18 protein-coding genes, 2 pseudogenes and 1 riboswitch are annotated in these 20,119 nt (G+C 65.0%); of the genes and pseudogenes, 10 read left to right on the top strand and 10 right to left on the bottom strand.

Going from position 1 to position 20,119, the window contains the following annotated elements; translation table 11 throughout:
- Together A5777_RS24955 and A5777_RS02880 are read left to right on the top strand one after the other, a co-directional pair.
- Window positions 1-330 (top strand): annotated as a pseudogene (locus tag A5777_RS24955) (NAD-dependent epimerase); the annotation flags it as partial.
- On the top strand, window positions 330-557 hold the full coding sequence (locus A5777_RS02880) for a hypothetical protein (protein ID WP_005207875.1): 228 nt from the start codon (window positions 330-332) through the stop codon (window positions 555-557). The pseudogene A5777_RS24955 and the gene A5777_RS02880, both read left to right, overlap by 1 nt.
- Before the next feature lie 18 nt (window positions 558-575).
- Here the strand turns inward: A5777_RS02880 and A5777_RS02875 are convergent, their stop codons facing one another.
- Together A5777_RS02875 and A5777_RS02870 are read right to left on the bottom strand one after the other, a co-directional pair.
- The gene (locus tag A5777_RS02875) at window positions 576-1,997 is read right to left on the bottom strand and encodes an NAD(P)/FAD-dependent oxidoreductase (protein ID WP_064861554.1); all 1,422 of its coding nucleotides are present in this window, start codon (window positions 1,995-1,997) and stop codon (window positions 576-578) included.
- Window positions 1,997-3,496 carry a gamma-aminobutyraldehyde dehydrogenase gene (locus A5777_RS02870; RefSeq protein ID WP_039856576.1) on the bottom strand — a complete coding sequence of 500 codons (1,500 nt, stop codon included), beginning with the start codon at window positions 3,494-3,496 and terminating at the stop codon, window positions 1,997-1,999. The genes A5777_RS02875 and A5777_RS02870 overlap by 1 nt, the downstream gene beginning before the upstream one ends.
- A gap of 122 nt (window positions 3,497-3,618) precedes the next feature.
- On the opposite strand from A5777_RS02870, the gene A5777_RS02865 reads away from it, so the two are divergent.
- The 3 genes from A5777_RS02865 to A5777_RS02855 all read left to right on the top strand — a co-directional run bounded on the left by A5777_RS02865 (window position 3,619) and on the right by A5777_RS02855 (window position 6,905).
- A complete protein-coding gene (locus A5777_RS02865) occupies window positions 3,619-4,071 on the top strand; it encodes an Lrp/AsnC family transcriptional regulator (protein ID WP_005174049.1) in 453 nt (150 codons plus the stop codon).
- Complete coding sequence (locus A5777_RS02860) at window positions 4,068-5,441, top strand: aspartate aminotransferase family protein (protein WP_005207878.1); 1,374 nt, start codon at window positions 4,068-4,070, stop codon at window positions 5,439-5,441. Before A5777_RS02865 ends, A5777_RS02860 begins: the two co-directional genes overlap by 4 nt.
- Window positions 5,442-5,540: 99 nt before the next feature.
- The gene (locus A5777_RS02855) at window positions 5,541-6,905 is read left to right on the top strand and encodes a D-alanyl-D-alanine carboxypeptidase family protein (RefSeq protein WP_005207879.1); all 1,365 of its coding nucleotides are present in this window, start codon (window positions 5,541-5,543) and stop codon (window positions 6,903-6,905) included.
- A 5-nt stretch (window positions 6,906-6,910) separates the two neighbouring features.
- Here the strand turns inward: A5777_RS02855 and A5777_RS02850 are convergent, their stop codons facing one another.
- From A5777_RS02850 to A5777_RS02840, 3 genes are all read right to left on the bottom strand, one after another.
- The gene (locus tag A5777_RS02850; RefSeq protein ID WP_005207880.1) at window positions 6,911-7,966 is read right to left on the bottom strand and encodes a YhjD/YihY/BrkB family envelope integrity protein; all 1,056 of its coding nucleotides are present in this window, start codon (window positions 7,964-7,966) and stop codon (window positions 6,911-6,913) included.
- 69 nt (window positions 7,967-8,035) lie between these two features.
- Window positions 8,036-9,088, bottom strand: coding sequence for a tryptophan--tRNA ligase (gene trpS, locus A5777_RS02845; protein ID WP_039856578.1), 1,053 nt, complete (start codon window positions 9,086-9,088; stop codon window positions 8,036-8,038).
- A gap of 80 nt (window positions 9,089-9,168) precedes the next feature.
- Window positions 9,169-10,014 carry an exodeoxyribonuclease III gene (locus tag A5777_RS02840; protein ID WP_039856608.1) on the bottom strand — a complete coding sequence of 282 codons (846 nt, stop codon included), beginning with the start codon at window positions 10,012-10,014 and terminating at the stop codon, window positions 9,169-9,171.
- A 144-nt stretch (window positions 10,015-10,158) separates the two neighbouring features.
- On the opposite strand from A5777_RS02840, the gene A5777_RS23945 reads away from it, so the two are divergent.
- Together A5777_RS23945 and bfr are read left to right on the top strand one after the other, a co-directional pair.
- On the top strand, window positions 10,159-10,350 hold the full coding sequence (locus A5777_RS23945; RefSeq protein WP_005207883.1) for a (2Fe-2S)-binding protein: 192 nt from the start codon (window positions 10,159-10,161) through the stop codon (window positions 10,348-10,350).
- A 95-nt stretch (window positions 10,351-10,445) separates the two neighbouring features.
- Window positions 10,446-10,931, top strand: coding sequence for a bacterioferritin (gene bfr / locus A5777_RS02835; protein ID WP_005207884.1), 486 nt, complete (start codon window positions 10,446-10,448; stop codon window positions 10,929-10,931).
- Between the two features lie 73 nt (window positions 10,932-11,004).
- On the opposite strand, the gene A5777_RS02830 is transcribed toward bfr, so the two are convergent.
- A complete protein-coding gene (locus A5777_RS02830) occupies window positions 11,005-12,249 on the bottom strand; it encodes an MFS transporter (protein WP_231894917.1) in 1,245 nt (414 codons plus the stop codon).
- Between the two features lie 115 nt (window positions 12,250-12,364).
- Complete coding sequence (locus A5777_RS02825; protein WP_005207886.1) at window positions 12,365-14,158, bottom strand: cutinase family protein; 1,794 nt, start codon at window positions 14,156-14,158, stop codon at window positions 12,365-12,367.
- A 312-nt stretch (window positions 14,159-14,470) separates the two neighbouring features.
- A riboswitch (SAM riboswitch) is annotated at window positions 14,471-14,620 on the top strand.
- 62 nt (window positions 14,621-14,682) lie between these two features.
- Between A5777_RS02825 and A5777_RS02820 the strand changes: the two genes are divergently transcribed.
- Window positions 14,683-16,005 carry a bifunctional o-acetylhomoserine/o-acetylserine sulfhydrylase gene (locus tag A5777_RS02820; protein ID WP_064861553.1) on the top strand — a complete coding sequence of 441 codons (1,323 nt, stop codon included), beginning with the start codon at window positions 14,683-14,685 and terminating at the stop codon, window positions 16,003-16,005.
- 29 nt (window positions 16,006-16,034) lie between these two features.
- Window positions 16,035-17,183 (top strand): homoserine O-acetyltransferase MetX, encoded by a 1,149-nt coding sequence (metX, locus tag A5777_RS02815; RefSeq protein ID WP_064861552.1) that lies wholly within the window; start codon window positions 16,035-16,037, stop codon window positions 17,181-17,183.
- A gap of 38 nt (window positions 17,184-17,221) precedes the next feature.
- Here metX and A5777_RS02810 read toward each other — a convergent pair whose 3' ends face one another.
- From A5777_RS02810 to A5777_RS02800, 3 genes are all read right to left on the bottom strand, one after another.
- A complete protein-coding gene (locus A5777_RS02810; protein ID WP_064861551.1) occupies window positions 17,222-18,130 on the bottom strand; it encodes a GlxA family transcriptional regulator in 909 nt (302 codons plus the stop codon).
- 4 nt (window positions 18,131-18,134) lie between these two features.
- Window positions 18,135-18,686, bottom strand: coding sequence for an isochorismatase family protein (locus A5777_RS02805; protein ID WP_064861550.1), 552 nt, complete (start codon window positions 18,684-18,686; stop codon window positions 18,135-18,137).
- 73 nt (window positions 18,687-18,759) lie between these two features.
- A complete protein-coding gene (locus A5777_RS02800) occupies window positions 18,760-19,815 on the bottom strand; it encodes a hypothetical protein (RefSeq protein ID WP_231894916.1) in 1,056 nt (351 codons plus the stop codon).
- 64 nt (window positions 19,816-19,879) lie between these two features.
- Between A5777_RS02800 and A5777_RS25180 the strand changes: the two are divergent.
- Window positions 19,880-20,119: pseudogene (locus tag A5777_RS25180) on the top strand (hypothetical protein); the annotation flags it as partial.

Here is a 20,119-nt window from a genome sequence, read left to right as displayed (position 1 = left end):
GGCAGCAAGGGCCGCACGCGCGCGCAGACCGCAACCATGTTGCTCGACGCGATGAACGCGGGAACCGTCGACGCCGTGATCTGTCGTGCCCCCGAGTTCTACGGTCCGGACCAGACCCAAAGCTTCACCAACGCATTGGTTTTCGATCGAATCGCGCAGCACAAGCGGACGTTCGTCCCGATCCGCGACGACACCCTGCGGTCCCTGATCTGGACTCCCGACGCCAGCCGGGCGATGGCGCTGATCGGCAACACCGAGTCGGCCTACGGGCAGACCTGGCATCTCCCGATCGACAGCAACCGACGCACCTACGCACCTACGCACAGCTGATGGAGTTGACCTCACAGGCGAGCGGCCACCGGAACAAGTACACGGTGCTCGGCACACCCGTCTTCGCGCTCGGCAGACTCTTCAGCAAGAACGTCCGCGAACTGTGGGAGTTGTTGCCGCGCTACGGCGTCGACACCGTCTTCGTCTCCGACAAGTTCACCCGAGCCTTCCCCGACTTCGCCGTGACCACGTACGACGCAGGCGTCGCCCAACTCGTCACTTACTAGACAACGCGCGCGGCCACATCAGCTGTCGAAGCCCAGCCCGACCTTGTCCATCACGGTCAACCACAGGCCGCGCTTGCCCTGACGCCGCTCGCTGCGAGCCAGTTCGCGGCGGGTCATGTTGATGCCGAACGCGCGCAAGGGTTCCGGCGGAAACGGAATCGGCTTGGAGCGCACCATGTTCAAACGCGTGCGCTCGGTGTCGGCACCGTCGACGAGGTCGAGTGCCGTTGCGGCAGCGAAGTGCGACGCACCGACGCCGAGACCGGTGAACCCCACCGCGGTGACGACGCGTCCACCGTACGAGCGGTCCCAGAACGCACAGAACCGCGAGCACGTATCGATGGCCCCACCCCACGCATGACTTGCGCGGATGCCCTCGAGTTGCGGAAACATCTGCAGCAGGTGCTCGCCGAGCAACGCGAACTCGCTCGGTTCCTGCTGGTGACGCGGAGAGTCGTCAGATCTGTAGTGGTACAACGCATCCCAGCCGCCGAACAGAATCCGGTTGTCGGCGGTCAGACGGAAGTAGTGGAACCGCGGCCCCGCGTCGGCAAGTCCCTCCCTGCCCTTCCAGCCGATCGACGCGAGCTGCGCCTCCGACAGCGGTTCGGTCATGATCGCGTAGTCCCACACCGGCACCGTGTACAGCCGCAGACGACGAACCAGCGACGGGCTCGCCGACGTCGCGAGTACGGCTCGATCGGCGACGATCTCGCCGAGGCCGGTACCCAGTCGCAACCTGTCACCCTCGCTGCTGATTCCGGTCACTTCCGACTGCTCGAAGATCTGCACGCCGAGACGTTCCGCGGCGTCGGCAAGACCCCACGCCAGTCGCGCGGGGTCGAGCATGATGACGGCGGGATCGAACACCGCTCCCGCCACCATCGGCGAGTCGACACGTTCGCGCGCCTGCGCCTCCGTCAGCAGCGGCAGGTCTTCGCCGAGTTCTCTTGCCGACGCCGCGTACTCGGCCAATTCGTCTGCCTGCCAATCGAAATTGGCAAAGTCGAGTTCGCCGGTGCGCTCGGCGTCGGCAGCGATGCCGTGGCGGCGGATGGCCTCATCGATGGCGTCGAGCGTCTCGTGACCGAGGCGCAGCAGTGTCGGCAATTCGTCGGCAAAGCGTTCCATGCCATTACCGAGGCCATGGGTGAGGCTCGCCGAGCAGAAGCCGCCGTTGCGTCCGCTGGCGTGCTCGGCGATCCGATCACGCTCGACCAGCACGATCCGACGTCCCGGATTGCGTTCTGCGGCTTGCACCGCGGTCCACAGTCCGGTGAAACCCCCACCGACGATGACGAGATCGGCGGTCACCTCACCGAGCACGCGCGGACGCGGCGCAGGCCGATCCGCGCGATCGAGCCAATACGACGACGCGTGCGCGGTGGAGACCAGTGCTGCCCCGCGTGCTGTGGGCTCTGTGGCCCATGCCTCGCTCATCAGCAAACCTCTCCCGGATTCGTGAACACCGTTCGATGCCAAGGCTTTCGGGCAACACCGGTGATATCACTCATCACGTGTTTGACGGTCAGGTACTCGTCGAGCGAGTAGGTCGACATGTCCTTGCCAAAGCCCGACGCGCCGACACCGCCGTGCGGCATCTCGCTGATGATCGGGATGTGGTCGTTGATCCACACGCAGCCCGCCTTGATCTCACGGCTCGCCCGCTGCGCGCGGTAGACGTCGCGCGTCCACGCCGATGCGGCGAGTCCGTAGACCGTGTCGTTCGCGCGGCGCAGCGCGTCGTCGTCGTCGGCGAAGGACGAGACGGTCAGCACCGGGCCGAAGACCTCGTCGCGGTAGATCTCGGAGTCCTCCGCGACGTCGGCGATCAACGTGGGCGGGTAGAAGCTGCCGGGGCCGTCGGGCAGCACCCCGCCGGTCACCACACGCGCGCCGGCGGCGCGGGCACGTTCTACCATTGCCGAGACCTTGTCGCGGTGTGCGTGGGAGATGAGTGAGCCCATGTCGGTGTCGGGGTCGCGCGGATCGCCGACCCGCACCGACGACATGACATCGGCGACGCCGGCCACGAATTCGTCGTAGAGCGACGGCGCGACGATCGCCCGCGTGGCGGCCGTGCAGTCCTGTCCGGCGTTGATGAGCGCTCCCGCGACGGCACCCTGGATCGCCGCGTCGAGGTCGGCATCGTCGAAGACGACGAACGGCGCCTTGCCACCGAGTTCGAGTTGTACGCGCGTGCCATTCGCCGCGGCCTGCGACATCACCATGCGCCCGACCGCCGTCGAACCGGTGAAGGTCACGATGTCGACGTCGGGGTGTCCGGCGATGGCGGCGCCGACATCCGCGCCAGTGCCGACCAGGACGTTGAAGACGCCATCGGGCAGACCCGCTTCCGTCGCCAGGCGAGCGAGTGTCAGCGTCGTCAACGGAGTGATCTCCGCGGGTTTGAGTACTACGGAGCACCCGGCGGCCAACGCGGGCAACACTTTCCACACGGCCATCTGCAGGGGGTAGTTCCACGGAGTGATCGATCCGACGACCCCGACGGGTTCGCGTCGAATCGACGACGTGTGGTCGCCGGAGTACTCCGCACTCGCCTTGCCGTCGAGATTGCGTGCAACGCCCGCGAAGAAGTCGACGTTGTCGATACTGCCCGGCACGTCGAATTCCGTTGCTAGGCGGATCGCCTTGCCGGTGTGTGAGACCTCTTCGCTCGCCAACAGATCGGCGTTGGCGTCGAGCAGACGCGCGAAGGTGTGCAGTACCGCCGACCTCTCCGCCGGCGTGGCTCCACCCCAATCGTGTTGTGCGCGCGCGGCATGTGCGACCGCAGAGGTAACGTCGGAGGCGGAGGCGAGCACCAGGTGCGCTACCGGAGTATCAGTGGCGGGATCGATCACTGTGTGATCGAGTCCCGATCCGCTGCAGGGAGCACCGTCGACCCAACCACTGGGAACTGTCGTGATGGTTGACACGACAGATCACGATACCGCCAAAACAACGGATTCACGACTCGAAGCATCACTTTTCAACTGAAACCGTGGTTTCGGTTGCCAATATCTGCAGAATCCGCCACCATCGACATGTGGGCGAACCAATGTCGACACACCTCGACGCCATCGCGAAGAAGATCATCGAAGAACTCCAGGCCGACGGCCGGAGTTCCTACGCGGCGATCGGCAAGTCCGTTGGCCTGTCGGAAGCTGCTGTGCGCAACCGCGTTCAGAAGCTCAGCGAGAGCGGCCTGCTGCAGATCGTCGCGGTAACCGATCCGCTCAAGCTCGGCTTCTCCCGCCAGGCGATGGTCGGCATCCGCTGCACCGGCGATACGGAGCGATTGGCCCGGCAACTCGCCGAGCATCCCGAGATCGACTACGTGGTGCTGACCGCCGGTACCTACGACATCATGATCGAGGTTGTCTGCGAGGACGACGATCACCTCCTCGACATCATCAATCGTAGGGTTCGAACACACCCAGAGGTGAACTCGACCGAGACCCTCGTTTATCTGAAACTAGTGAAACAGCAATACAATTGGGGTACACGATGACCGCATCCGTAACCGAATCCCTCGGGCAGCGAAGCGCTGCGCACCTGTGGGGACACTTCTCCCGTCACGGCGACGAGATCACGCCACCGGTGATCACACGAGGTGAGGGCGCACGCATCTTCGACGATCGCGGTCGCAGCTACCTCGACGGACTCGCGGGACTCTTCGTCGTCCAGGTCGGGCACGGACGTGACGAGCTCGCCCAAGCGGCGGCAAAGCAGGCCAAAGAACTGGCGTTCTTTCCGCTGTGGTCCTACGCCACTCCTCCCGCCATCGAGCTCGCCGAGCGACTCGCGGCCAACGCGCCGGGCGACCTCAACCGCGTCTTCTTCACCAGCGGTGGCGGCGAGGCCGTCGAAAGCGCGTGGAAACTCGCCAAGCAGTACTTCAAGCTGACCGGAAAACCGATGAAGCACAAGGTGATCTCGCGTTCGATCGCCTACCACGGCACCCCGCAGGGCGCGCTGGCCATCACCGGCATCCCCGACCTCAAGAAGATGTTCGAACCGCTGACTCCCGGAGGGTTCCGCGCACCGAACACCAACATCTACCGCGCTCCCGACGAGGAACTTGCTGCCGACCCCAAGAAGTTCGGCCGCTGGGCAGCCGACCGCATTGCCGAGGCCATCGAGTTCGAGGGCCCCGACACCGTCGCAGCTGTGTTCCTCGAACCGGTCCAGAACGCGGGCGGATGTTTCCCGCCACCGCCCGGCTACTTCGAACGTGTCCGCGAGATCTGCGACGAGTACGACGTCCTGCTGGTCTCCGATGAGGTGATCTGCGCGTTCGGCCGCATCGGGTCGATGTTCGCCTGCGAGGACTTCGGCTATCAGCCCGACATCATCACCTGTGCCAAGGGCATGACATCGGGCTATTCGCCGATCGGCGCGATGATCGCCAGCGAGCGACTCTTCGAGCCGTTCAACGACAATACGACGACCTTCGCGCACGGCTACACGTTCGGCGGTCACCCCGTGTCGGCGGCGGTCGCGCTGGCCAACCTCGACATCTTCGAACGCGAGGGACTCAACGACCACGTGAAGACCACCGCGCCCGCGTTCCGATCGACGCTCGAGAAGCTCCACGACCTACCGATCGTCGGCGACGTGCGTGGCGAAGGATTCTTCTACGGCATCGAGCTGGTCAAGGACAAGGCCACCAAGGAGACGTTCACCGAGGCAGAGTCCGAGCGCATCCTGCGTGGATTCCTCTCAACCGCGCTGTTCGACGCCGGTCTCTATTGTCGCGCCGACGACCGCGGCGACCCGGTCATCCAGCTCGCGCCGCCGCTCATCTGCGGCCAGGCAGAGTTCGACGAAATCGAGCAGATCCTGCGTGGCGTTCTCACCGAGGCGTACACACTCCTCTGAGGTTCTCCAGGACTGAGCAACGACGGGCGCGTCGGCGGACAAGCAGTTCCGCCGGCGCGCTACCGCTATGACGTGAGGCGCTGTAGCCTCCTGTGCGATATGCGTCCTACTCGCGCCACCGCGCCCTTCGCCACAGACTTCGTCGTCCGCCGCGTGGTCGCACTGATCGTCGCTGTGGTGAGGATTGCAGCTGCGGTCGGGATCGTCGCTGTGGGCGCGATCGGTCCGGGCCTGGTCGCATCGCCCGCGTGGGCGGCCCCGACGCAGGCACAGTCGCAGGACACCTCGCCTGACACCGACCACTGCCCGCATCGGGTCTCGCCGCCTCCCGCTGTCGACGAGTCGGAAGTCGTGGCTCCCGGCTCGACGACACCAACCCCACTGCCGGTGCATTCCCCACCGGTCGGCGGCGAAGCGTTGGGCGGGTGCGGCGTCGTCGCAGACTCGTCGGCGGGTCGTGTGCCGGAGCGGCTGACGTCGGCGGCCTGGCTGGTCGCCGATCTCGACAGCGGCGCCGTGATCGCGGCCAAAGACCCGCACGGTCGGTACCGCCCAGCGTCGACCATCAAGATCCTGCTCGCGCTCACCGCATTGCGCTCGGGGATCTCGCTCGACAAACCGGTCACCGCGACGGCAGACGATTGGAGCGCCGAGGGCGACTCGTGCGGGATGGGTCCGGGCGGCAAATACACCATGCGCGACATGATGATCGGGCTCCTCATGGTGTCCGGAAACGACTGCGCCCACGTCATCGCGCGAGACCTCGGCGGCATCGACGCCACGCTGACCAAGATGAACCAGCTCGCGCACTCGCTGCAGGCGTATGACACCAGGGCGTCGACCCCGTCTGGTCTCGACTCCGCCGGAATGTCGACATCCCCATATGACCTCGCGGTGATCTTCCGTGCCGCCATGCAGAACTCGACGTTCCGCGACATCATCGCCATGCCGAACCACCCGTTTCCCGGGTACCCGAAACGACCCGACGTCCCCGGCGACGTCGACCACCCCGGCTACCTGATGCAGACGTCGAATCATCTTCTGCTGGAAGGCGATCCGGGCGTCCTCGGCGGCAAGACCGGCTATACCGACGACGCGCAGAAAACGTTCGTCGGGGCCGTCAAGAAGGACGGTCGTACCGTTCTGGTGGTTCAGATGTACGGCTTGTCGACTGCCGACGACAACTACTGGGATCAGGCACGCTCGCTCGTCGCCTACGGTGCGCACGCTCCACGCGAGGCGAAGGTGGGCGAACTCGCATCGACCTCAGGCGAACGCGCGAATACCTCCGACGACGCGCGCGTCGCGGTTCCGACGACCGAAGCCGAAGCGTCGACTCCCCAGGGCGCGGCTCTTCAAGAGTCGACATCTGGATGGTCGGTGCGCATCCTCGTCGGACTCGTGGGGCTGCTGGCGGCGCTGCTCCTGCTCCTGCTTGCGCTTCGCTTGATCCGACGCCGCTGATCGGGTCAGCGTCGCCTGGACCGCGTCACGAGAGCCACCGCGGCGCCGATCGCGGCCGCCACGGCCAACGGGCCGGCCTTCGGCACAGGATCCACCTCGTAGACCGGACGCACGACGACGGTCGGCGGCTCGGGCTGTTCGGTGGGATCGACCACCTGGTAGGGCTCATTGGCACTGTCCGTGGCACACCACGCCGTGGCGTACAGAACGATTCGCGAGGCCAGGTAGCCGAAGACCATGATGCCCAGCAGTGGTCCGAACGCCGCACCCGCCGGGCTGCCGAGCACCGATTTCAGGTAGATGCCTGCGACAGACTTGAGGATCTCGAAGATGATCGCGGTGAGCAGGGCCGCCTTGAGCACGTTACGAAACGGCAACGGATGCAAGGGAAGTCGGGCAAATATGAATACGAAGAGCAGCCAGGTCGCGACAAGGGATACGACGATGGCCACAGCCCGCACCACGACGGTCGAGCCACTGAAGCCGTCGACGTGCGCCCACTCGAGGATCTTGTTGATCAACCCGCTGTTGCCCAGGGCGGTGAGGCCGAGCGTGAACAGGAAGGCGAGACCCAGCAACACGAAAATCACGAGGTCGCTGATCTTCGACATGACCGCATTGCGGTTGACCCTGCCCCCGAACATCTCGGTCATTCCCAGGCGCACGCCGGAGATCCACCCGATACCGGTCAAGGCCGCGCCGACCAGACCGATGATGCCGACTGTCGCGCGTGATTCGATGGCCGAGTCGATCGCGCTCTCGAGCGTCGTGCCGAGCTCGCCGGGCATGGCCTTGACGATCTGGTCCTTGATGCTGTCGAGCCACTCTGGGTGGGCTGCGAGGACAAAACCGCCGATCGAGAAGGCGACCATGATGATCGGCACGATCGAGAGGATTCCGGTGAAGGTGATACTCGCGGCGTAGAGGTTGCCGCGACGATCGTTGTATCGCTGCACCGTGCGCAAGATGTGGTCGAGCCAGCCCCACCGCTCTCGGGCCGACTCGAACTCGTCCTTTCCGCGCGCGACAAGCGCTTTGCCCGAATCGATCACCGAAGCCATAGACCCTCGTTTCCCCTTCGGTCGGTGCTGTCCCTACTCACCGTGTCTACCGGAAACGAGTGCCGCGGGTCAGGATTTGGTACCTGACACGCTCGGCGCCAGGAACCCCACCTTGTCGTAGACATCGCGCAGCGTCGCAGACGCCACCGAGCGCGCTCGCGCTGCACCGTCGGCGAGGATGCCGTCGAGGTAGGCGGGATCGGCGAGATACTCGTCGACGCGTCCGCGCAGCGGGGTCACGAAGTCGCTGAGGACCTCGGCTGTCTCGACCTTCAGGTCGCCATATCCCTTGCCCTCGTACTTGGCGACGAGATCGGCGACCTCCACCCCGGACAACGCCGCCTGGATGGTGAGCAGATTCGAGACTCCCGGCTTGTTCTCGGGATCGAACGCCACCTCGCTGCCCGTATCGGTAACCGCCGACCGGATCTTCTTGGCCGACCGTTTCGGGTCGTCGAGAAGATTGATCAATCCCTTGTCGGTCTCGGCCGACTTGCTCATCTTGGCCGTCGGGTTCTGCAGGTCGTAGATCTTGGCGAACTCCTTGACGATGTACGGCTGCGGCACAGTGAACGCCTTGCCGAAGCGCTTGTTGAATCGCTGCGCGAGATCCCGGGTCAGCTCGAGGTGCTGCCGTTGGTCTTCGCCGACGGGTACCTGGTCAACCTGGAACGCGAGGATGTCGGCGGCCATCAGGATCGGATAGGTGAAAAGTCCGACGCTCGACGACTCGACACCCTGCTTGGCGGCCTTGTCCTTGAACTGCGTCATCCGGCTTGCCTCGCCGAATCCGGTGATGCAGTTGAGAACCCAGGTGAGCTGCGCGATCTCGGGGACATGCGACTGGACATACACCGTCGAGCGAGCGGGATCGACGCCGACGGCGAGCAACTGTGCCACCGACATGCGTGTGCGGTCGGCGAGCACCGACGGGTCGAACTGCACGGTCAGCGCGTGCATGTCCGGGATGAAGTAGAAGGCGTCGAACTCGTCCTGCAGCTCGACCCACTGACGCACCGCACCCAGATAGTTTCCGAGGTGGAAGGAATCGCTGGTCGGTTGGATACCCGACAACACCCGCCGCCGCGTACCCGACGCAGGTGATTTCTCGACGTCGCTCATGGCTTCCAGTCTCTCAGACGGCAGCACCTCATTATTCGGAGGTGCTATGCGGGCGTGCTGCTCAACGGTGCTCCGGCGGGTCACTCGAACACGACGGTAACCGGCGCGTGATCAGACCACCGGCGGTCGTAGGTGTCGGCCCGGTCGACGAACGCTTTGACGGTGCGCGCCGCCATTGCCTTGTTGGCGAGGTGATAGTCGATCCGCCAGCCCGAGTCGTTGTCGAACGCCTTTCCGCGCCACGACCACCACGAGTACGGCCCGTCTGCGTCGGGGTGGAGCTCGCGCATCACGTCAGACCAACCGGACTCCAGCAATCCACCGACCCACTCCCGCTCGTGCGGAAGGAAGCCCGGGCTGCGCAGGTTGCCTTTCCAGTTCTTGATGTCGTGCTCAGAGTGCGCGATGTTCCAATCACCGCCGACCACCACCGGACGTCGCTTCCGTGCCAACGAGGCGAGGTGCGCACCGAAGGCGTCGAGAAATCGCTTCTTCTCGGCGAACTTCTCCGCGTCCTTCTCCGACGAGCCGGCCGTCGGGGCTGCGGCACCCTTGGGCAGATAGAGGCTCGCGACGGTGACGGCTCCACCTTCGATGTCGAGGTCTGCTTCGAGATACCTTCCCGTGGAATCGAATTCGTCGCTGGAGAATCCGACGCGCACTGCCGTCGGCTCGACTTTGCTGAGCACTCCGACGCCCGCGTGTCCCTTGACGACCGACTCCGTCATCGACAGGTGCCATCCGTCGTCGAGCAGGGGTTCGAGGACTTCCCTGGCTTGTTCTTCGTTGGCGCGGATCTCCTGCAGGAGGACGATGTCGGTTCCGGCGGAGCGCAGCCACGGAACGAATCCAGCATTGTTCTCCGAGCGCACCTTGGTGGCCGCTCGGACGCCGTTCACATTCACGGTGGTGATCGCAGTTGGCACGGTTCGCCACATTACGGCGAGCCACCGACAACGACGCCGCGTACCCCGCCGCAGGCCAATCCGGACCGAGTCCAAAAGGTAAGGCGAACCTTGCGATCGTCAGGGTTTTATGTAAACCTTGCCTAACAGAATGCGAGGTGCGAGATGTTCGTGTGTATTTGCCGGGCCGTCACGGTGGACGAGGTCCACGAGCACTGCGACGCCGGAGCCAGAACTCCCGACGCCGTCAGTGAGCGCTGCGGCGCAGGCGAAGGCTGCGGAACCTGCATCGAACGACTCACCCAGATCGTCGCCTCGCGCACCGCAGGAAGGGTCGCCACAACTAGCGCAGCCTAGCCTGACCTGCGAAAACACCCCGTGCGGATATTCCCCACGGGGTCTTTTGGCGTGCTAGGTTCACTGTCACAATCAGTCCGAACCGGAGGTATGCCATGCGTGGAGACGATGAGGTCATCGCTCTACTCAACGAGCAATTGACCAGTGAACTCACCGCCATCAACCAGTACTTCTTGCACTCAAAAATGCAGGACAACTGGGGCTTGACCGAGCTCGCCTCGAAGACGAGGGCCGAATCGATCGAAGAGATGACCCACGCGGAGATCCTGACCGATCGCATCCTCTTCCTGGAAGGTCTGCCCAACTATCAGAAGCTGCTGCCGCTCCGCATCGGCCAGACTCTCCGTGAGCAGTTCGAGTCCGACCTCGCGATCGAGATCGAGGTGGTCAACCGTCTGAAGCCGGGCATCGTGCTGTGCCGCGAGAAGCAGGACATCACGACAGCCAAGATCTTCGAGGAGATCCTCAAGGACGAGGAGCACCACATCGACTATCTGGAGACGCAGCTCGAGCTGCTCGACAAGCTCGGTGAGCCGCTCTACCTGTCGAAGACGATCGCCACGCCTCCCGACGTCGGCTGATCCAGCCACTCACTCCGACATCGACCCCGGTACCAACAGGTGCCGGGGTCGATGTCGCTGAAGGTGAAGTCGCTTAGGTTGATGCCGCTTGAGTCGATGCCGATTGAGTCGATGCCGCTGTGTGGCGAGCGGCCGTGCGCCGGGCGACAGCCAGCGCCACACCCAGTACGACGATCCCGGCAACCGCGAGTCCTGCCCCGAGAACCGACGGCGCGCGGTACCCGAGACCTGCGGCGATGACAACGCCGCCGAGCCACGCGCCGAGTGCGTTCGCAATGTTGAGTGCCGAATGGTTGAGCGCCGCGGCGAGCGTCTGAGCGTCTTCGGCCACGTCCATCAGGCGGGTTTGCAGTGCGGGAACCATCGCCGTCGCGCTGACCCCGACGAGGAACGTCAATGGAACGGCCGCCCACGGCGATGTGACGAGTGCGGCAAACAATCCGAGCACCACCGCGGTCGCGACGAGTCCCACGAGAATCGCGCGCGGCACGTGTGAATCGGCGGCAGCACCGCCGACCAGGTTGCCGACCACCATGCCGACACCGAAGACCATCAACACCACCGGAACCCAACCGACCGAGATGCCCGTGAGGCTCGTCAGCGCAGTGTTGAGGTACGTGTAGAACGCGAACATCCCGCCGAAGCCGACGAAGCCGATCGCCGGCGTCAACCACACCTGAGGCCTCGTGAGTGCGCCGAGTTCGGTCATCGGATTGGTGACGGCCATGTCGTCGAGTGCGGGCAACGTGATGAACAGCGCGCCGATCGTCACGATGCCGATGACCACCACGACAACGAAAGCTGCTCTCCAACCCAGACTTTCGCCGAGCCAGGTCGCCAACGGCACACCCAGGACATTGGCTACGGACAATCCGAGGAGAACCAGCCCGACGGCCTTGGCACGGTTACGAGGTCCGGCCAGGTGCGCCGCGACGAGAGCAGCGACGCCGAAGTACGCGCCATGCGGCAGTCCGGCCACGAATCTCGCGACCATCAGCGTCCCGAAGTCGGGCGCCAACACAGTGGCCGCATTGCCGACCGTGAAAGCCACCATCAACCCGATCAACAGCGTGCGACGAGACATCCGCGCGGTCAGTGCGGCGATGAGAGGCGCCCCGACCACCACCCCGAGTGCGTAGGCCGAGACGACGTAGCCCGCAGTCGGCTCGGAGACATGCACCGAGGACGCGATGTTCGGCAGTAAGCCCATCGCGACGAACTCCGTGGTGCCGATCCCGAACCCGCCCAGCGCCATCGCCAGCATGGCGAACCGACGAGTTGTGTTGGAGTGGACCACGTTACTGCTGGTCCCGGCCATGTTCGTCTCGGTTGGGGCGGTTGAGGACATTCACGCTGCAACGAGCACGCCAGTGGGCGTGATTCCGTCGTCGACGGTGACATCGTTCACACCCCGCCTGCGCAGGGGTTCCGAGTCAGGCGGCGGGTGCGCCCGCCGTCGTTGATTTCGGGGTGGCACCCTGCTGCTGCGTCGACGCACCGGGTGTCGACTCGTCAGATGTCGACTTGTCGCGTGTCGACTCCCCCGATGTCGACTGCTCCGATGTTGACTGCTCCGGCGTCGGCTTCTCGGGTGCAGGCTTCTCCGGTGTCGACTCTCCTGGTCCAGGCTTCGGCGCATGCGCGCCGCCGGGAGCCTCAACCGGCTGCGAAGAGCCGCCGAGCGGCGCCTGTGTTTGCAGTGAGCCGCTGCCGGCAGGAGGCGTCGACGCAGCTTCGGTACCGGTCCCGTCACCTGTGCCTGCGCCACCCGAGCCGACAGGATCGTCGACGCCTTGTCGGCCGGAGATTCCCCCGCCGGAGATTCCATCAGTACCCGAGGCACTGCGCGCTTCGGGCCCGCCGAGAGTCTTCGCGGTGTCCACGGCCCCCGGGGCGTCGGCAATCTTCTCCGATGCTGACAGCGCCGCCACCGACGCGGTCTGGCTGGTGGTCGTCGGGGTGCGCAGCGACGCGAGCCACTCTTCGAACGCGACCAGCGACGGTCGGTACGCGGGTCCGGGAATGCCGGTGACATCGCGGCCGGTCAGTGTGTAGGCCCAGAACTTTCCGAAGTTCACCGGCATCGACGCGATGCTCCTGACAGTGGTCCGCAACGCGTCGACGCCCTGACCCCAGAGCACCGGGTTCCACGTGAACAGCCCCTGTGCCATGTTCTGGAACGTGTAGACGTCGGTGAGCACCCCGCCGTAGCCGAGGTCGGGCAACTGCGGGAACCAACCCATGGCCCACCGGATCGGCGGCTGGAAGTCGGCCAGTGTGATGCCGAGGATGTCCGGGAACTTCCACCGCTTGCTCACGAGGTCGGGCACGGTCCAGCCGAGACCGAGCTTGTCGACGAACTGCTGGGTGAGAACCCATGCCGACGACGGCACGACGAGCTGGCAGGTGTTGACCTCAGCGGTGGTGTCCTGGCAGTCCAACGGTTTGACTCCCCAGGCGTCCCACAGGGCTCCTTTGGTGGCGGGCAGATACATGTAGAGCGGATACAGACCGTGCTTGACCCAGTAGCCCGCGAGGCCGTCGAGGGCTCCGATCGGGTCGTGAAGCGGGTCGGGAAGATCACAGATCGGATCGCCCGTGAAGCACACGGTGGTCACCGGAATCCCGCCGAAGTCGTCGACGTCGCGTCCACCCGCCATGGTCAGGCCGGGGATCACGCCGATCAGAACGCGTTCGATGCCCTGTCCGTAGAGAGTTCCCGCTTGCCGCGGATCGGAGTAGAGCAGTCCGGACACGTCGGTCGATGAGATCTCGTAGCCAGAAGTGTTGCCGGTGCCGATATCGGTGAGTACGTCGCCGCCGATTCCCGCGCCCTGGGAGTACCCGACGATCACGACCGGTTTGCCATCACACTGCGCCTGATAATTCGCCACGGTCGACATCGTTGCGGCGACGCCCTGCGACTGACTGTCATCGAAGCCGAAGGCACCCAACGGCCAGATCGACGCCGGATACTCGACACGCTCGACGGTGTAGCCGGCATATTGAGGTTGGCGCGTGACGCCGTCGAGCAGATGTCCCTGGGGATCCCACGTACCGCCGACGAAGACGAGCGCGCCGTTGCCACAGCCGTCATCGGCGGCCTCGGCTCGCGCGACACCCGCGCCGGGGGTTTGACCTATGGCGAGAAGAACCGCTGCGACTGCGGCGAGTCCGAGTGTGCTCGCCGCCGTGATCGATCGCCGGAAACCGAAGTGACCACCCATGCGTTCTCCACCAATCCGGCCGATCTGTGCCGCGTCGCCGCGAGGTCGTCGGCGTCCGCTCCGGCCGAGTTACTCGCGAATGTTCGGATCGTAGAAGTCTGTGACCCACGCCACAAGAGAATCCGACGGCCGAACGGCGAACCGACGACGATGGACGGCAGATTCGACTGTTCGGACTACACGAGAGAGCTTCAATTGCGGCCTTTTCGCCGCCCGCGCGCAGTGTCGCCGCTGCGACCCCTTGTCCACCCCAAACCAGGCTGCGTCGGAGGGTTCTCACTTCATTTCGGCCGTGTTATATCCTTGACGCCAGGTCATGAGTATCAGCGCAAAGCCCCGGCTCGCTGATCGGCAACCCTCCAACCGCGGTGGGGTGCTCCGGGTGATGACCGGGTTGTGGGACCCCGTTCTGCGACGATCAATTCGTCGATGATGGTTTCGGGTCCCCGGCAAGCGCGGGTCCGAAGGTCGGACCCCAACAGGGTCGTCGTGCCCTGCCGACCGTAGAAAGTGATGCGTATTCAATGTCTGACGTCGACGTCGACCAGAATCCAGCCGACAACTGGAGTTTCGAGACCAAGCAGATTCACGCAGGCCAGACAGCCGACGCGGCGACCAACGCCCGCGCTCTGCCGATCTACCAGACCACGTCGTACACGTTCAACGACACCACCCATGCCGCGAATCTGTTCGGCCTTGCCGAGCCAGGCAACATCTACACGCGCCTGATGAACCCGACACAGGATGTCGTCGAGCAGCGTCTCGCTGCTCTCGAGGGCGGTGTCGCGGCGCTGCTCGTCGCGTCGGGTCAGGCTGCGGAGACGTACTCGATCCTGAACATCGTCGAGAACGGCGGGCACGTCGTGTCGAGTCCCCGCCTCTACGGCGGAACTTACAACCTCTTCCACTACACGCTGCCCAAGCTCGGCATCGAGGTCACGTTCGTCGAGGATCCGGAAGATCTCGACTCGTGGCAGGCCGCAGTCCGCGACAACACGCGCGCGTTCTACGGCGAGTCGATCTCCAACCCGAACAACGAGATCCTCGACATCGAGGGCATCTCGGAGGTCGCACATCGCAACGGCGTGCCGCTCATCGTCGACAACACCGTCGCCACCCCGTATCTGCTCAACCCGCTCGCGCACGGCGCCGACATCGTCGTGCACTCGGCCACCAAATACATCGGTGGGCACGGAACCGCGATCGGCGGCGTGATCATCGACGGCGGCACCTTCGACTGGCGTGTCCAGCGCGACGGCAAAGACCTCTTCCCCGGTTTCACCACGCCCGACCCGAGCTACCACGGCGCGGTCTTCGCCGATCTCGGCGCTCCCGCGTACGCACTCAAGGCACGCGTGCAGTTGCTCCGCGACACCGGCGCAGCAATCTCGCCGTTCAACGCGTTCCTGCTCGCACAGGGTCTCGAGACCTTGAGCCTGCGCGTCGAGCGTCACGTCGCCAACGCGAAGCGCGTCGCCGAATACCTCAACGACAACCCGCAGGTCGAGGAGGTCTACTACGCCGGTCTGTCGTCGTCGCCCTGGTACAAGCGCGGCCAGGAGCTCGCACCGAAGGGGCAGGGCGCTGTCATCGGGTTCGGGATCGCAGGCGGCGTCGACGCGGGCAAGCGGTTCGTCGAGGCGCTCACACTGCACAGCCACGTCGCCAACATCGGTGATGTGCGCTCACTGGTGATCCACCCCGCATCGACCACCCACAGCCAGCTGACCCCCGAGGAGCAACTCGCCGCGGGTGTCACCCCCGGCCTCGTCCGCCTCGCGGTGGGCATCGAGGGAATCGACGACATCCTCGCTGACCTCGACCGGGGTTTCGAAGCAGCCAAGTAGACAACGCAGAGCAAGGAGCGAGGACACCTGTGTCGGTGAGCATCGACCCGCAGACGGATACAGAGCAACGGCCGGACTGGGAGAACGCCCCGGACGGCCAGATGCTCAGCGCCCGTCTCGGGTCGATCTCACTCGACAACGGTGAGCAGATCGACGACGTGACCCTCGCCTTTCAGCGGTGGGGAAAACTGTCGCCTGCTCGCGACAACGTCATCCTCACGCTGCACGCCCTGACCGGCGATTCACACGTGACCGGACCCGCCGATGCTGCTCATCCATCCCCCGGCTGGTGGGACGGTCTGATCGGTCCCGGCGCGGCAGTCGACACCGACGAATGGTGCGTCATCTCGGCAAACGTGCTCGGCGGATGCCGTGGATCGACCGGGCCCGCATCGCTGGACCCCACCGGCCGACCGTGGGGTTCGAGCTTCCCGCAACTCACCGTGCTCGATCAGGTCCGCGCCGAAGTCGCACTGATGGATCATCTGGGCATCGAGAGCATCGGCGCGGTTGTGGGCGGCTCGATGGGCGGCGCACGCGCACTCGAGTGGATCATCGAGTACCCCGAACGGGTTCGAAGCGCACTCGTGCTAGCCGTCGGCGCTCGTGCGACCGCCGACCAGATCGGTACGCAGACAACGCAAATCGCAGCCATCACGTCCGATCCGGCGTGGCACGGCGGCGACTATCACGGCACCGGCGAGGCGCCGACGACCGGAATGGGAATCGCTCGTCGGATCGCGCACCTGACCTACCGCAGCGAGCCGGAGCTCGACGAACGCTTCGCGAATGATGCTCAGGGCCAAGAGAATCCACTCACCGGCGGACGCTACGCAGTGCAGAGCTACCTCGAGCACCAGGCGGGCAAACTGGTCGAGCGTTTCGATCCGGGAAGCTACGTCATCCTCAGCGAAGTACTCAACCACCATGATGTCGGGCGCGATCGCGGTGGCGTGAAGGCCGCACTCAACGCGTGCAACGTTCCGGTGATCGTCGGCGGTATCGACTCGGATCGCCTGTACCCTTTGCGGTTACAGGTCGAACTCGCCGAAGAGCTCGGCAATTGCGTCGGCGGCCTCCAGGTGGTTCAGTCCGACAACGGCCACGACGGATTCCTCACCGAATTCGACGCCATCGGCGATCTACTCAAGCGCACAGTCGATCTCGCGCGTCGCTGAAGTCAGGACGTCAGCTGCCGTTGTACTCCGCTGATAGATCAGCGTGCCCGCTCACGTAGCGACCTGGCGTCGGCGTATCCGATCGCCCGCGCCGCAGCTTCTCGTGTCCACCCCTGCGCCACCAGTTCGCTCGCCGCCTCACGGCGCACCTGCGCCGAGTAGGCGTGCGGAGTCATCCCGGTCGCTGTCACGAAGTGCCGCACCAGTGTTCGAGCCCCCACATGAAGAGTCGACGCCAACGTCGCGAGATCGGGTGGCGGGCCGTCGACCTGGTCGAGGACATCCTGAGCACGGTGTACAAGATCGTCGAGATGATCACGGTGCATGAGCGTGAACGGCGCCTGCCCAGCAGTACCCGGCCTCCATGCGGGCACGACGAGGGTCCGAGCGACCCTCGCGGCAAATGCGGGTCCGTGATCGTGCGCGATGAGATGTAACGAGAGATCGATTCCGCTCGCTATGCCTGCGGAGGTGTGTACCCGGGGTGTGCACGTGTAGAGCACCCCGTGGGCCACCTCGACCCCGCGGAACCGCGCAAGCCGGTCGAGCAACTCGTGATGCGTTGTCGCACATAATCCGTCGAGAACGCCCGCCTGCGCGAGCGTCAATGCACCAGCGCACACGCTCGCCACAGAACCGCTCGCTCGATGGTGTTCGGCGACACGCAGGACGAGGTGATCTGCGAGAGGTGCCACGTCGGCCGCGAGCTTCCCTCCCACAACCATCACGAGGTCGCGCGTCGACAATTCCGGCCACGTCGTCGACGCACCCAACGCGATCCCCTGATGGGAAGTGACAGTGGCGGTGTCGGCTACCGTCGAGATCTCGTAGTCACCGCCGAGATCGTTCGCCGATGCGAACGCCTGTATCGGTCCCGCCGCGTCGAGTAGGTGCACTCGTGGCGGCAGCACGATCAGGACACGACGCCTACGGCGATCGACAGTCATGCTCTCATGCTGGCATGCCGAGTTCCGCGAGTGTGGTGACGAGTGCGAATCGACCCGACAGCGCCGCCGCTGTCCGCTCGATCACCGTCGCGGCGTCAAGCACCCCTGACCCATCGGCGAGCGGCAGTGGATGCGTCGCCGTCGCATCGATCACCACCTCGACGGAGTAGCCGAGATCGCTCGCGACCCGGGCCGTGGTCTCCACGCACTGCTCCGTGCGGATTCCTGCGAGACGCACGGTATCGATTCCTGAGTGGATCAGCAATTGCCCGAGATTGGTTGTGGTAAAGGCATTGTGACTTGTCTTGACGATCACCGGCTCGTCGGAGCGGGGCACGAGGTCGTCAACGAGCCGCACCAATCCGCGTTCCGGATCGAACGGTCCCTCGCTGCCCGGGGCGGAGTGCAGCACCCAGATCACCTGGTCGCCGCGAACACGCGCCGACTCCACGAGCTCCGCCACTCTGATGGCGATCTCCGGATCCGAGATCTGCTCCCACGAGGGCTGCTGTAGAAACGATTCCTGGACGTCGATGACGATCAATGCGTTTGCCATGTATCGATCATGGCCTCACCGCGGCACGCAGAACAGGTGCAAGAAGGTCACTGACCGGAACGATCAGGACACGTCATGGCGGCGGCAGCAGTCCGTCGGGAACGGGCGTCGTGGTCGTCGTGGTCGGAGGTGTCAGTTGACCTACTCCTGCACCACGATCGTTATGTGACTGCGACGCACCACCATTCGAACCAGCCCCGGCAGAGGGTTGCTGATGGCTGGGAGTCGGCGTCTCCACACCGGGAGCGGGCGTCCCCGACGGCGGAACGAACCCCGGCGGCAGCAGCTTGGGCGGAATCGTGATTCCGGGCGGCAGTGGCAAAGTGGGACGACTGGTCTCGGCGCTGGGTGGCCGCGTTGTCGTCGACGGCGTACTCGGACGCGCGGAGAGTGTCAGCGTGGACGGCGACGGCGTCGTCGGAGGCAATTGCGTTGTCGCCCAACCCGGTCCGTCGTCCTCGCGCGCTGTGCGCGGGGCTTCGGCCGACGTCGAGGTGAGTTGTGTCGGTTCCTGTCTCGTCTCCGAGGGAACGATGTCGGACTGGTCGGAGTCGGTCGATATCGACGCGACGCGAGCACTCGAGGGCGACGGGATGTCCGTGGAGTTGCCGGTGAGTGTCGAACCCACCGCATACACCGTGAACATCGCTGCGGCAATGACAACGGCTGCAACAGCAATCGGCAGCGGAGAGAGCACTCCCCTGCGCCTCCCGCCTCCGATGAAGGCCAATCGACTGGGCGCCGTTGCCTGCTCGGACGAGAGCATCGCGGCGCCCACAGCTGCAATTTGTTCCGGATTCGTCGGGATGACGACCTCGACGAGTCCGCCTTCGGCATCCTCTTCGGGCACCATGTCGGCGATGGTCGGCAGGTTCGCCAGACCACCGACGAGAACCACCGCGCACGCCGAATGCGTTGCGAGGTAACGGCTCAGCTCTTCGCGAGCGTCTTTCAGAAATGGACGTACCGCCGAGGCGAGCGTTGCGTCGCCGATGCGGAACCGGCCGGCGGCGTCGACTGTGCCGTGCTCGCCCGACTCCTCCTTGGCGGTTCTGACGGCACTACGCAAAGCGTTGCGACTGAGCTTGTTCGAGAACGAACCACTCACGGCACCTGCGTCGTCGACCACCTGGCGGACGATCGCGTCGTCGAGCGCGCGACCCGACAGCGCGCGTGAGTGTGTGATGTCGCCGATGGCTCCACTCGAAGGCTCGACGGGGTCGGGTCCACGCCGGCAGATCCACCTCGTCTCCGTTGAGGAGGCCGTGGTGGCCTGCTTGATCGAAACGGGCCAGATCGGGAGGTACCGGTCGGTGGTCGTCGTCGACTGCGGCGACAGCGGCACGACCTTTTACACCGTCGAGCCTTCGAGTGGAGCCATCGGCGACATCACACACTCACGCGCGCTGTCGGGTCGCGGTCTCGACGACGCG

Source organism: Gordonia sp. 852002-10350_SCH5691597, from assembly GCF_001665715.1.
GTDB classification, from domain to species: domain Bacteria; phylum Actinomycetota; class Actinomycetes; order Mycobacteriales; family Mycobacteriaceae; genus Gordonia; species Gordonia sputi.
The sequence above is the reverse complement of the archived record's forward strand: the minus strand, read 5'-3'. Positions and strand labels throughout refer to the sequence as shown.

Excerpts from the sequence above, each read along its gene's own strand:
- A5777_RS02880 (WP_005207875.1), top strand. The coding sequence starts at position 330 with ATGGAGTTGACCTCACAGGCGAGCGGCCACCGGAACAAGTACACGGTG.
- A5777_RS02875 (WP_064861554.1), bottom strand. The coding sequence starts at position 1,997 with ATGAGCGAGGCATGGGCCACAGAGCCCACAGCACGCGGGGCAGCACTG.
- A5777_RS02865 (WP_005174049.1), top strand. The coding sequence starts at position 3,619 with ATGTCGACACACCTCGACGCCATCGCGAAGAAGATCATCGAAGAACTC.
- A5777_RS02860 (WP_005207878.1), top strand. The coding sequence starts at position 4,068 with ATGACCGCATCCGTAACCGAATCCCTCGGGCAGCGAAGCGCTGCGCAC.
- A5777_RS02855 (WP_005207879.1), top strand. The coding sequence starts at position 5,541 with ATGCGTCCTACTCGCGCCACCGCGCCCTTCGCCACAGACTTCGTCGTC.
- A5777_RS02850 (WP_005207880.1), bottom strand. The coding sequence starts at position 7,966 with ATGGCTTCGGTGATCGATTCGGGCAAAGCGCTTGTCGCGCGCGGAAAG.
- trpS (WP_039856578.1), bottom strand. The coding sequence starts at position 9,088 with ATGAGCGACGTCGAGAAATCACCTGCGTCGGGTACGCGGCGGCGGGTG.
- A5777_RS23945 (WP_005207883.1), top strand. The coding sequence starts at position 10,159 with ATGTTCGTGTGTATTTGCCGGGCCGTCACGGTGGACGAGGTCCACGAG.
- bfr (WP_005207884.1), top strand. The coding sequence starts at position 10,446 with ATGCGTGGAGACGATGAGGTCATCGCTCTACTCAACGAGCAATTGACC.
- A5777_RS02830 (WP_231894917.1), bottom strand. The coding sequence starts at position 12,249 with ATGGCCGGGACCAGCAGTAACGTGGTCCACTCCAACACAACTCGTCGG.
- A5777_RS02825 (WP_005207886.1), bottom strand. The coding sequence starts at position 14,158 with ATGGGTGGTCACTTCGGTTTCCGGCGATCGATCACGGCGGCGAGCACA.
- A5777_RS02820 (WP_064861553.1), top strand. The coding sequence starts at position 14,683 with ATGTCTGACGTCGACGTCGACCAGAATCCAGCCGACAACTGGAGTTTC.
- A5777_RS02810 (WP_064861551.1), bottom strand. The coding sequence starts at position 18,130 with ATGACTGTCGATCGCCGTAGGCGTCGTGTCCTGATCGTGCTGCCGCCA.
- A5777_RS02805 (WP_064861550.1), bottom strand. The coding sequence starts at position 18,686 with ATGGCAAACGCATTGATCGTCATCGACGTCCAGGAATCGTTTCTACAG.